Raw genomic sequence first — 10,660 nt, 5'->3', positions numbered from 1 at the left:
CCAGCAGACATGATGAATCAGATATTCTCGCCGATGGGAATCCCTCGCGATTCCGTCAGGTCAGATTATGCTCTAGCACCAGCAGCGCGCCGACGTTGAAGTGCAGGCCATGGCCGTCAGCCACGGCGATGATGCCTATGCCGGCGAAGGAAATGGCCGTGCCGACCCAGGCCATGCCGGAGAAACGCTCGCCCAGGAGCGCCATCGCCATGATGGCGGTGAAGATCGGGCTGACATTGATGATGAAGCCGGCCGCACCCGCGGAGACGGTCAGTTCGCCGAAATTGAGCATCGCCGTATAGAGCGCCACGAAGACGACGCCACCAAAGGTGAAGCGCCACAACTCGCCGATTCGGGGCAGCGCCGGGCGCTTGACGGCAAGGAAGATCGCCGCCGGCACGGCGGCGATGGCAAAGCGCAGCGCCCCAAGCTCCAGCGGCTGGAAGGCGGCAAGGCCGGCACGGATGGCCGGAAAAGCGGATGCCCAGCCGACCACGGTCAGCGCAACGGCGATGGCTGCGGTGCTGTCCATCCGCTGTGTCGAATTCAACGTGCCTGTCGTCGCACTCATCTCACGGTCCCGGTGCTCTTCCATTCTGAAAGCCACAAAACGCCTTTTCTCGCTTATTGACAAACGACCAAATCGAGGATCACCTGTGAGCATGGATCACAGCTCAGAGGCGATGGTGCCGCTCGAAACGCTGCGTGCCTTCGATGCGGCGGCGCGGACCGGCAGTTTTTCGGCAGCCGCCGAAAGGCTCAACATCACCCATGGCGCCGTCAGCCGGCAGATCGCCAAGCTCGAGGGCTGGCTGGGGCTGAAAGTGTTCGATCGCGGCGCGCGCGGCGTGACGCTGACGATCGAAGGCAACCGGCTGCATCTGCGGACATCGGAAGCCTTCGCCCTAATATCGAGCCATTCGGACCGCTGGACCGAGCCGCGCGGAACGGCGGTGGTGCGGCTGACCTCGATCCCCTCGGTCAGCGGGCTGTGGCTGATGCCGCGCATGGCGGCACTGGAAAACAATCCCACCAGGCTGCGCATCGTTCTCGATGTAGACGTCCGCCAGGCCGATCTTGCCGATGAAGGCATCGACCTGTCGATCCGCTGCGGCCGCGGCGGCATCCCGGGCCGCGTCTCGGTAGAACTTTTCGAGGAGCATGTCTTCCCCGTCGCCTCGCCCGAGCTGGCACGGGAGATTGGCAGCGGCGACCCCGCCCGGCTGCTCGGATTTCCGCTGATCAATGATTCCGACGCCTCCGGCTGGCGCGCCTGGTTCGCCGCGCAAGGGATGGACTATCGGCCGCGCCCGCAGGACAGGCGTTTCGAGGACTATAATCTGGTGCTCGACGCTGCCGCCTATGGGCTCGGCATCGCGCTGGCGCGTCCGCCGCTGAGCGGGCATCAGCTGATGTCGGGCCGCATCACCGCAGTCGACGAGCGCACCGCGCTCAATCCGGTGTCCTACTGGCTCGACCGGCCGATCGGGCGGCCACGTACCGCAGCGGCGGACCTTGCCCGCCGCATCGCGCAGCAGGCCGGACTGGCGCCGGAAAAGATCGAAGCGTTCATCGAGGCGGAGCGATAGGCTTGGCCGCCTTTCCCGAGCACCCGCCGATTCGCGGTTCAGCGAAGCAGCAGCAGGATGAACCCGACGATCACGGTTCCCAGCAAAGCGGCCGTTATCGAAACAAAGCCAATCTTCACCAGCAGCCGGTCAGGGTTCGGCGCCGCTCCATAGGATTGATTGGCAGGCTGTCGCCGGCTTGCCGATGCATCCAGGGCGGCGGCGTTGCGCGGGACAGGACCCTGCGGCGGGATAAGCGACAGCAGTGACAAGCTTACACCTCGGGCCGGAGTGTTGTCGTTGGCCGTTGCCGAAGACGGCGAGAAGCCTCGCTGCTGCGACTCGGCTTCAGGCGCCGCTTTCCTTGCCACGACCGTTGTCAGCGCCGCTTCGTCCCTCGCGTCGAGTTGCGCCATATAGGCTTCGACGATGCCAGCCGAAGCAATCTGCTGCGACTTGGCGGCCGCCGGCGCCGCGGGCATCGCCAACAGCGCCGGTGCCGTCCGCTGCGCGAACAGGGGGGCCACCAGAGGCTGGACCAATTCCCGGACCAACGCCGTCCTGACCGGATCGGCCTTCGCCAAAGGCACGGGTTGCGGCGTCATCGCCTCCTTGAGCAGGGAAGCCAGGCGGGCGGTAGAAATATCCATCGTGCCCCCACAAAAGCGCTTTTCCAGCATCTCGTGGCGGATCGGCATTGCCCGAGGCTTGTCGGATGCTTGACCTGGACGGCGATTTGTGGCGATGAAATCTGCATGAACCTCGGCACCACCGCATGATGAACCGTTTCGAAGGCCCGGGCGGCAAGGAAGCCCGCATCCGCTACCTCGATGGCGATTTCCAGGTCACCAGTCCCGGCTCGTTCGTGCGCTGCGCCGTGACGGGAGAAAGCATCCCCCTGGACGAGCTGAAATACTGGAGCGTCGCCAGGCAGGAGCCCTACGCCAACGCCGCCGCCTCGCTGCGCCGCGAAATCGAGGTGCATCCAGAGATGCGCAAGCGCGGCTAGGCTCTCAACCTGCGCTGCCGCCAGGCATCGAGCGTTTCCTCGATGATGCGCTCGGGCACATGGTCGAGCTCGAACACCGTGTCGATTTCCAGCACGTCGAGACGCCCGAGAAATTCCTGCGAGGCGCCGTGGCGCAGCCGGGCGGCGTCCTTGGAGGTGGTGATGAGGCCGAGGCCTTCGGCGTGCGCCGTCGCCGCCAGTTCGGCGAGTTCGTCCTCGGCGTAAAAATGATGATCCGGAAAGGGCCTGGAGAGGACCACCTCGCCGCCGGCCTGGCGCACCGTGTCGAAGAATTTGTCGGGATGACCGATGCCGGCGAAGGCGAGGAACCGCTTTCCGCCAAGGCCAGCCTTGCTGCTTGACTTCGTGTGAGCCTCGAAGATCGGGCGGCCGGCGCGGGCCGCCTGGCGCACCACCATGTCGGCCGCGGTGCCCTCCCCCATCTTCAACAGCCCGCTGGTGTAGACCAGCTGGTCGACGATCTTGGCCCGAAGCGGTCCGCCCGGAATGACGCGGCCATTGCCGATCCCATAGCGGGCATCGACCACCACCAGCGCATAGTCGATGTGGATGCGCGCGCTCTGAAAGCCATCATCCATGATCAGGAAATCGCAGCCATGTCTTTCCAGCAGCAACCGGGCGCCGGCCGCGCGGTTCGGCGTTACCGCGACGGGGGCGTGTTTGGCCAGGAGCAACGGTTCGTCGCCGACATGCTTGGCGCTGTCGTGACTGGCATCGACGACGTGCGGCTCGGCAAAGGAGCCGCCATGGCCGCGCGACAGGAAACCAGGCTTCAGATGCATGCGCTTGGCCTGTTCGGCGAGCGCGATGGCGACCGGCGTCTTGCCGGTGCCGCCGACGGTGAAATTGCCGATACACAGAACCGGCGCGTCGATCTTCTCGCGCCGGGCCCGCCGCATGCCGCGGCCGGCAACCAGTGCATAGACGGCCGACAGCGGCGATAGTGCCAGGACTTTCCAGTCCGGCTTCTCCCACCAGAATGGCGGTGCTTCGGAGGCCACGTTAACGACCGTTCGCGCCCTTCAGGCGCGACTTGATGACCAGCGGCTGGATATAGGGTTCAAGCGATTTCAGCGTGCGCGCCAGCGCGCCGCGCATCTCATCGACGGTCGCCACTCCAGCGGCCATCATCTCGTGGCGTGCGACTTCATTGGTCAGCAGGAAATTGACGGCCCCGGCCAGCATATCGCGATCGCGCACCAGCTTGGCGCCGCCGCTGTCGATCAGACGCTGGTAGGCTTCGCGAAAATTCTGCACATTGCGCCCCGCGAGAACCGCGGTGTCGAGCATGGCCGGCTCGAGAGGATTCTGGCCGCCCTCGGAGGTCAGCGAGCGGCCGACGAAGGCGATCTCGGTCAATCGGAGATAAAGCCCCATCTCGCCGATCGTATCGCCGAGAAGGATATCGATGTCGGGCCCGATGCGGTCGCCCTTGCTGCGCCGCGCGACCTTCAGGCCCATGCCTGAAATCTGCGCGGCAAGCGTGTCGGCGCGATCGGGATGGCGCGGAACGACGATCGTCAGCAGGCCTTGGTGGCGCTTGTGCAGCGTCGCGTGGACTTCCGCCGCGACCACTTCCTCGCCGTCATGGGTCGAGATCGCCGCCCAGGTCGGGCGGCCGCCGATCTGCCGCTGCAACGAGGCCAGCGCCCGTCCGTCGGCCGGCGGGGGATTGGTGTCGACCTTAAGGTTGCCCGACACCGTAACCGGCCGGGCGCCAAGCGCGCGAAAACGCTCGCCGTCGACATCGGACTGGGCAACGACATGGGCGAGATTCTCGAACAGCGCCTCGGCGATATTGGCCCGCTTCTTCCACGAGATGAACGAGCGGTCGGAAAGCCTGCCATTGACCAGCACCTGCGGAACATGGCGCGCGCCAAGCTCGAGGATGGTCATCGGCCAGATCTCGGATTCGGCGATGATCGCCAGATCCGGCCGCCAGTGATCGAGGAATCGGCTGACCGCCGGCTTCAGATCGAGCGGCACATATTGGTGGATGATGCGGTCGCCGAGCCGCTCGTCGGCAACCTGCGCCGATGTCACGGTGCCGGTCGTCAGCACGATGTTGACGCCATAATCGAGAATGCTTTCGACCAGCGGCACGACGGCTATGGTCTCGCCGACGCTGGCGGCATGGATCCAGATAACGGGCCCTTCGGGGCGCGGGCGGCCGGCGACTCCATAGCGCTCGCGGCGGCGGTTGCGGTCCTCCTTGCCGCGCGAGATGCGCCAGGCGACATAGGGCCCGATCAGCGGATAGGCGGCGGCACCCGCGAAACGGTATGCCGTCAGCATGGCACGCGCCCAGCGGCCGCTCATCGCGGACCGTCCACGAGACGGTAGGCCTCGTCTGTCGCGGCATTGAGGGCGGTGGTGATTTCCTGGCGCTTGCGCTCCATTTCGGCGTCGTCGGCGTCCGCGGCCACAAAGATCGGCGCCCCGATGGTTACCGCGGAACGGCCGAATGGCAGGTTTATGGTGGTCTTGTCCCAGCTCTTCTCCAGCACCTTGCGGCGGCTGGTGGCGATGGCGACCGGCAGGAGCGGCCGGCCCGAGAGGCGCGCCAGGAGAACAATACCAAGCCCCGCGTCGCGCGGTGTGCCGTGGGGAATGTCTGCGATCATGGCGACATTCTTGCCGGCGGTGAGCGACTTTTTGAGGGCGATCAGTGCCTTGGCCCCACCCTTGTCGAGATGCCTGGCGTTGTCACGCCCGCCCGAACCGCGCACCGCCTCGATGCCGAATTTCTCCAGCATTAGTGCGTTGAGCTCGGCATCGGCGCTGCGTGACACCATGGCGACCAGTGGTTTGCGCTTGGGATAGTAGGCCGGCGTCAAAAGATGCTGGCCATGCCACAAAGCGATGATGCCGGGTTCGAACTCGGCGTAGGCCCCTCCCGAAAACCGCGCCGACCCGGCGACCAGGGGACTGGTCAGGCGAACCAGCCGCACGAACTGCGCGAGCAGGCTGGCAATGGCATTCTTGACGAATCGCGACTGTGCGAGCGGTTCGCGGATCTTGCGCCAGAAGGCCTTGGTCGTGCGGCTGCGGCCCCTGCTCGCGGACTCGGCCTCGCCGGCTGGCTCTTTCGCCAGATCATGCTCCATCGAAATCAACCGACGACCTTGTTGTCGGGGTCCAGCAGACGGTGCAGATGAACGACGAAATAACGCATATGGGCATTGTCCACGCTGGCTTGCGCCTTGGCTTTCCACGCCGTATGCGCGGATTGATAGTCCGGATAGATGCCGACGATGTCGAGCGCCTCGATATCGCGGAACTCCGTGCCGCCAAGCTTCTTCAATTCGCCGCCGAACACCAGATGCAAAAGCTGTTTCTTTCCGTCTTCCGCGGCCATGTCGGTCCTTCACATATTGTGAGTTTGTGACAGGTCTAGACCAAAGCCGTTGACTTTGGAACCTTCGAAAATGCTTTCAGGCATCCAGCCCAGCGATGACATCGACGAGCACCGCCAGCAAATCACCGCTGCCGGCGGCAAGCGCGCCGTGGCGGGTCACCTCGCCGGCGTAGAGCGGGGCGCGGCCATGCGGGTCGAGCAACTGGCCGCCCGCCTCGCGCAGGATAAGATCGGCGGCGGCGATGTCCCAGTCATGCGCGTTCGGCTTGACGAAGGTGGCGTCGAGCGTGCCGTTGGCGATCATCGCCAGGCGGTAGGCAAGCGAAGGGCTGTAGGGCGCCCGTATCAACCGCTTCTGCCAGCCGGGCGGCACCAGGTCGATCAACTGCTTCAACCCGGATATCTCGGCCATATCCCCAAGCGTGCGCACCGCAATGCGCTTGCCGTTGCGGAACGCGCCCTGGCCGGGCAACGCCCAATAGATCTCGTTCATCGCCGGGCATTCGAGCACGCCGGCCAGCGTGCGTCCGTTTTCGACGACGGCAACGCTGACGCACCAGGTGCGCTGACCTTCCAGGAAGCCACGCGTACCGTCGATCGGGTCGACGACGAAGGTGCGGCGCGCCGAAAGCCGCACCGGATCGTCGACCGTCTCTTCCGACAGCCAGCCATAGTCCGGCCGCGCCGCCAGCAACGTGCGGCGCAGATAGGCATCCGCCGCATGATCGGCTTCGCTGACCGGCGAAGTGCCGCCCTTCATCCAGACTTGCGGGCTGTTGCCGAAGTAGCGCATGGCGATGAGGCCCGCCTCGCGGGCGGCATCGCGCAGCAGCGGCAGATCCCCGATAGCGCCAGAGAGGGCACCGGCAGTGGTCAGTTCATGCGCCGGCAAGGGTCATGCCTTCGATCAGGAGCGTTGGGGCCGCCGTGCCGAAATTGCGGTCGAGGTCATCAGCCGGCACCATGTTCAGGAACATGGTCTTCAGGTTCGAGGCGATGGTGACTTCGGCAACCGGATAGGCCAGCGCGCCATTCTCGATCCAGAAACCGGAAGCGCCGCGGCTGTATTCGCCGGTGACCATGTCGACGCCCTGCCCGAACACTTCGGTGACATAGAAACCGGTCTTGAGCGACTTGATCAGATCCTCCGGTGACCGCTCCCCCGGCTCGATGGCGAGATTGGTGGAGGATGGCGACACGGAAGAGCCGCTGCGCGATCCGCGCCCATTGGTGACGAGGCCAAGCTCCCGCGCCGCCGAGGTCGACAGGAACCAGTGGTTGAGCACGCCCTTTTCGACCATCAGAAGCTTCTTGCCCTCGACGCCTTCGCCATCGAATGGGCGCGAGGCCTGGCCACGCGGCCTGAGCGGCTCGTCGGTGACCGTGATCGCGGACGCGGCCACTTGCTTGCCCATCATGTCGCGCAGGAACGAGGTCTTGCGCGCAACGGAGGCGCCATTGATGGCGCCAGCAAGGTGGCCGGCAATGCCGCGCGCGACGCGCGGATCGAATACTACATCGACCGGGCCGGTCGCGGCCTTGCGCGCGCCGATGCGGCGCACGGCGCGTTCGCCAGCCTTGCGGCCGATGTCTTCAGGCGCATCGAGATCGGCGAAATGCTGGCGCGAGGAGAATTCATAGTCGCGCTCCATGCCGGTGCCTTCGCCGGCGATGACGCTGGCAGAACGCGAAAACCGCGAGGCGACATAATGGCCGAGAAAGCCGTGCGACGTGGCCAGCACCAGCCCGCCGAGCCCGGCACTGGCATTGCTGCCTGACGAATTGGTCACGCCCTTGACCGCAAGGGCCGCCGCTTCCGCGGCAAGGGCGGCCTCCTTCAACTGGTCGGCGGAGACTTCGGTGGCGTCGAACAGGTCGAGATCGCGAATTTGCTTCGCAAGCAGCGCCGGATCGGCAAGGCCCTGATAAGGATCCTGCGGCGACACTTTCGCCATAGCCACGGCCCGCTCTGCGAGTGAAACCGGATCGGATGCGGCGGTGGCCGAGACGCTTGCCACTCTCTGGCCGACGAAGACGCGCAGCGAGACGTCCTCGGCCTCCGATGATTCGGTGGCCTCGACCTTGCCGAGCCGAACCGACACGCCGGTGGAGCGGCCCCGCACGGCCACCGCGTCGGCGGCATCGGCGCCGGCCTTCCTGGCGGCCTCGACCAGGGCCGCGACGCGGTCGGCCAATTTTGCTGCGTCTGATATGTCGGCCATGACTGTGATCCTGCTGTTGCGGCCAAAGCCTGGCCGCTGCCCACCCATCTATTGTTCCGGTCCGGCTTGTGCAATGGCATGGGCTTCAATCAAAATGCAGGGTTCGCAGTTCCCATCTCGAACCCAGTGACGCAAAATCAGTCCGCCAGCCTGTACGGAGCATCTTCGATGACGCCTTTCCATCTCGCCTTTCCGGTCCGCGATCTCGATGAAACCCGCACTTTCTACAGCGAGGTGCTGGGCTGCGCGATCGGCCGTTCATCGGCGACCTGGATCGATTTCGACCTTTACGGCCACCAGATGTCGGCGCATCTGCGGCCGGCGCAAGCCGCCAGCGACGGCAAGGTAGACGGCATCACCGTGCCGATCCCGCATTTCGGCGCCGTGCTGTTGATGGACGACTGGCAGCGCCTGGCGACCCGGCTGGAAGCGCGCGACGACATCGACTGGCTGGAACGGCCGATGGTCCGCTTCAAGGGCGAGCCGGGCGAACAGGCGACGCTGTTCATCCGCGACCCTTCTGGCAACGCCCTGGAATTCAAGGGCTTTCGCTCGCTGGAGCAGGTTTTCGCGCACTGAGGACGAGAGGGCTCGCAGCGGGCGCTGTCGTTCAGGACGCCGCGACCGGCGTCCAGATCACATCCTCGATCTTTTGCGCGCCCGTCGCCAGCATCGCCAGCCGGTCGAAGCCGAGCGCGATGCCGCTGGCCTGCGGCATGATGGCAAGGGCGGCGAGAAAATCCTCGTCCAGCGGATAGCGCTCGCCATAGATGCGCTCTTTCTCGTCCATCTCGATGATGAAGCGACGTCGCTGCTCGGCCGCGTCAGTCAGCTCGCCAAAGCCGTTGGCGAGCTCGACGCCGCAGCAGTAGAGCTCGAAGCGCTCGGCGACGCGCGCATCCCTGGGGCTTGGCCGGGCAAGGGCCGCCTCGGCGACAGGGTATTCGCACAGGATGGTCGCCTGGCCGATGCCGAGATGGGGCTCGATTTTTTCCACCATCACGCGGCTGAACAGGTCGGCCCAGCTGTCGTCGGGCGCCGTGCGCATGCCGGCCTTGGTCAAGGCGGTGTACAGCGCGTCGCGGTCGGTGTCGCCATCGGCGGCGACCGTGGCCAGCAGATCGATGCCGGCATGGCGCATGAAGGCATCCGCCACCGTCAGGCGCTCCGGATCGGCAAACGGATCGCAATCGCGGCCACGGAAGGAAAAGCGCCTGGTCCCTGCCCTTGTCGCGGCCAGCGCCAGCAGATCAGCGCAATCACGCATCAGGCTCTCATAGGTCTCGCCCACCCGGTACCATTCGAGCATAGTGAATTCGGGATGGTGCAATGGGCCGCGCTCGCGGTTGCGGTAGACCGGACCCAGGCTGAAAATCCGGAGCTCACCAGCGGCGAGCAGCTTCTTGCAAGCGAATTCCGGCGAGGTATGGAGATAAAGCGGCGAGCGAGCGCCATCCGGCCCGACCGCTTCCGTGGCGAAAGCGGCCAGATGCGCCTCGTTGCCGGGCGAGACCTGCAGGGCCGCCGTTCCTACTTCGACGAAATCGTTGCGGGTGAACCAGTCGCGCAGGGCGGCCGTGAGGCCGTTTCGCAGCATCAGGCGGGGGCGGCGGTCGGCATGGACATGCGGCGTCCACCAGGGCGAAGCGGTGGTCATGGGCGGATTGAACGCATGCCGATTCGCCTGGGGGGCTGGCGGTTCGCGCCAAGATGCGCTAGGGCCCCATCCAGCGCCGCACAAGCCGGCAAACGCCAGTCAACTCTCGCAGGATTTAAAACCGTGGTGAAAGTCATCGCCAGTTCGCTCCGCAAAGGCAATGTCGTCGACAAGGACGGCAAGCTTTATGTGATCCTCTTTGCCGAAAACATCCACCCAGGCAAGGGCACCCCTGTGACGCAGCTCGACATGCGCCGCATCGGCGACGGTGTGAAGGTTTCCGAGCGCTACCGCACCACCGAACAGGTGGAGCGCGCCTATGTCGAGGAGCGCGAGCACACCTTCCTTTACGCCGACGGCGAAGGCTATCACTTCATGAACCCGGAAACCTACGACCAGGTGGCGGTATCGGAAGCCGTGGTCGGCGACGCGGCACCCTACCTGCAGGAAGGCATGCCGGTGCAGGTGTCTCAGTTCAACGGCATCGCGATCGCGCTGGTGCTGCCGCAGCGCGCCACCTTTGAAGTGGTCGAAACCGAGCCGACGACCAAGGGCCAGACGGCATCGTCCTCCTACAAGCCTGCCTTGCTCTCCAATGGCGTGCGCACCACCGTACCCCCGCACATCGCCCCCGGCACCCGCGTGGTGGTGATGACGGCGGACGGCTCGTATGTGGAGCGGGCGAAGGACTGAGGCCGGTGTTCGATTTAGCCGGCATTCGACGCCGGCCCGAAGCGGTCCTCGCTGCTAGAGCATCGGGCGATTAACATGCAACGTAGCCTGCCTGTTTGAGATAGTTCCAGCATTCGGTTGGATCGAACATGG

The 10,660-nt window shown here is 65.3% G+C and carries 12 protein-coding genes and 1 pseudogene; 4 read left to right on the top strand and 9 right to left on the bottom strand.

Features of this window, described 5'->3' with window-relative positions; translation table 11 throughout:
- Positions 1–73 precede the first annotated feature (73 nt).
- A pseudogene (locus FJ934_RS27265) lies at positions 74–571 on the bottom strand (DMT family transporter); the annotation flags it as partial.
- 91 nt (positions 572–662) lie between these two features.
- On the opposite strand from FJ934_RS27265, the gene FJ934_RS27260 reads away from it, so the two are divergent.
- Positions 663–1,589: a LysR family transcriptional regulator gene (locus FJ934_RS27260; RefSeq protein WP_140613505.1), complete on the top strand. Its 927-nt coding sequence runs from the start codon at positions 663–665 to the stop codon at positions 1,587–1,589.
- Between the two features lie 38 nt (positions 1,590–1,627).
- Here FJ934_RS27260 and FJ934_RS27255 read toward each other — a convergent pair whose 3' ends face one another.
- Positions 1,628–2,266, bottom strand: coding sequence for a hypothetical protein (locus tag FJ934_RS27255; protein ID WP_246671658.1), 639 nt, complete (start codon positions 2,264–2,266; stop codon positions 1,628–1,630).
- Positions 2,267–2,343: 77 nt separating this feature from the next.
- Here FJ934_RS27255 and FJ934_RS27250 point away from each other — a divergent pair, with 77 nt between their 5' ends.
- Positions 2,344–2,577, top strand: a complete 234-nt coding sequence (locus FJ934_RS27250; protein ID WP_140613504.1) for a DUF2093 domain-containing protein — start codon at positions 2,344–2,346, stop codon at positions 2,575–2,577.
- Here the strand turns inward: FJ934_RS27250 and lpxK are convergent.
- From lpxK to FJ934_RS27220, 6 genes are all read right to left on the bottom strand, one after another.
- On the bottom strand, positions 2,574–3,599 hold the full coding sequence (gene lpxK / locus FJ934_RS27245) for a tetraacyldisaccharide 4'-kinase (protein WP_140613503.1): 1,026 nt from the start codon (positions 3,597–3,599) through the stop codon (positions 2,574–2,576). The genes FJ934_RS27250 and lpxK overlap by 4 nt on opposite strands.
- 1 nt (position 3,600) lies before the next feature.
- On the bottom strand, positions 3,601–4,917 hold the full coding sequence (gene waaA, locus FJ934_RS27240) for a lipid IV(A) 3-deoxy-D-manno-octulosonic acid transferase (protein ID WP_140613502.1): 1,317 nt from the start codon (positions 4,915–4,917) through the stop codon (positions 3,601–3,603).
- Positions 4,914–5,705: a lysophospholipid acyltransferase family protein gene (locus FJ934_RS27235; protein WP_140613501.1), complete on the bottom strand. Its 792-nt coding sequence runs from the start codon at positions 5,703–5,705 to the stop codon at positions 4,914–4,916. The genes waaA and FJ934_RS27235 overlap by 4 nt, the downstream gene beginning before the upstream one ends.
- A 5-nt stretch (positions 5,706–5,710) precedes the next feature.
- Positions 5,711–5,956, bottom strand: a complete 246-nt coding sequence (locus FJ934_RS27230; RefSeq protein WP_140613500.1) for a DUF4170 domain-containing protein — start codon at positions 5,954–5,956, stop codon at positions 5,711–5,713.
- Between the two features lie 76 nt (positions 5,957–6,032).
- The gene (locus FJ934_RS27225; RefSeq protein WP_140613499.1) at positions 6,033–6,848 is read right to left on the bottom strand and encodes a 3'(2'),5'-bisphosphate nucleotidase CysQ; all 816 of its coding nucleotides are present in this window, start codon (positions 6,846–6,848) and stop codon (positions 6,033–6,035) included.
- On the bottom strand, positions 6,835–8,178 hold the full coding sequence (locus tag FJ934_RS27220) for a TldD/PmbA family protein (protein WP_140613498.1): 1,344 nt from the start codon (positions 8,176–8,178) through the stop codon (positions 6,835–6,837). The genes FJ934_RS27225 and FJ934_RS27220 overlap by 14 nt, the downstream gene beginning before the upstream one ends.
- 168 nt (positions 8,179–8,346) lie before the next feature.
- Here FJ934_RS27220 and FJ934_RS27215 point away from each other — a divergent pair, with 168 nt between their 5' ends.
- Positions 8,347–8,757, top strand: coding sequence for a VOC family protein (locus tag FJ934_RS27215; protein ID WP_140613497.1), 411 nt, complete (start codon positions 8,347–8,349; stop codon positions 8,755–8,757).
- 31 nt (positions 8,758–8,788) lie between these two features.
- On the opposite strand, the gene epmA is transcribed toward FJ934_RS27215, so the two are convergent.
- Entirely contained in the window at positions 8,789–9,835 is a 1,047-nt protein-coding gene (epmA, locus tag FJ934_RS27210) for an EF-P lysine aminoacylase EpmA (protein ID WP_140613496.1), read from the bottom strand.
- 123 nt (positions 9,836–9,958) lie between these two features.
- On the opposite strand from epmA, the gene efp reads away from it, so the two are divergent.
- Positions 9,959–10,528: an elongation factor P gene (gene efp / locus FJ934_RS27205; protein WP_140613495.1), complete on the top strand. Its 570-nt coding sequence runs from the start codon at positions 9,959–9,961 to the stop codon at positions 10,526–10,528.
- Positions 10,529–10,660 lie beyond the last annotated feature (132 nt).

The organism is Mesorhizobium sp. B2-4-12 (assembly GCF_006441575.1).
In the GTDB taxonomy this organism is placed as follows: Bacteria; Pseudomonadota; Alphaproteobacteria; order Rhizobiales; family Rhizobiaceae; genus Mesorhizobium.
The sequence above is the reverse complement of the archived record's forward strand: the minus strand, read 5'-3'. Positions and strand labels throughout refer to the sequence as shown.

Excerpts from the sequence above, each read along its gene's own strand:
- FJ934_RS27215 (WP_140613497.1), top strand. The coding sequence starts at position 8,347 with ATGACGCCTTTCCATCTCGCCTTTCCGGTCCGCGATCTCGATGAAACC.
- FJ934_RS27220 (WP_140613498.1), bottom strand. The coding sequence starts at position 8,178 with ATGGCCGACATATCAGACGCAGCAAAATTGGCCGACCGCGTCGCGGCC.
- waaA (WP_140613502.1), bottom strand. The coding sequence starts at position 4,917 with ATGAGCGGCCGCTGGGCGCGTGCCATGCTGACGGCATACCGTTTCGCG.
- epmA (WP_140613496.1), bottom strand. The coding sequence starts at position 9,835 with ATGACCACCGCTTCGCCCTGGTGGACGCCGCATGTCCATGCCGACCGC.
- FJ934_RS27250 (WP_140613504.1), top strand. The coding sequence starts at position 2,344 with ATGATGAACCGTTTCGAAGGCCCGGGCGGCAAGGAAGCCCGCATCCGC.
- FJ934_RS27260 (WP_140613505.1), top strand. The coding sequence starts at position 663 with ATGGATCACAGCTCAGAGGCGATGGTGCCGCTCGAAACGCTGCGTGCC.
- FJ934_RS27230 (WP_140613500.1), bottom strand. The coding sequence starts at position 5,956 with ATGGCCGCGGAAGACGGAAAGAAACAGCTTTTGCATCTGGTGTTCGGC.
- FJ934_RS27255 (WP_246671658.1), bottom strand. The coding sequence starts at position 2,266 with ATGCCGATCCGCCACGAGATGCTGGAAAAGCGCTTTTGTGGGGGCACG.
- FJ934_RS27235 (WP_140613501.1), bottom strand. The coding sequence starts at position 5,705 with ATGGAGCATGATCTGGCGAAAGAGCCAGCCGGCGAGGCCGAGTCCGCG.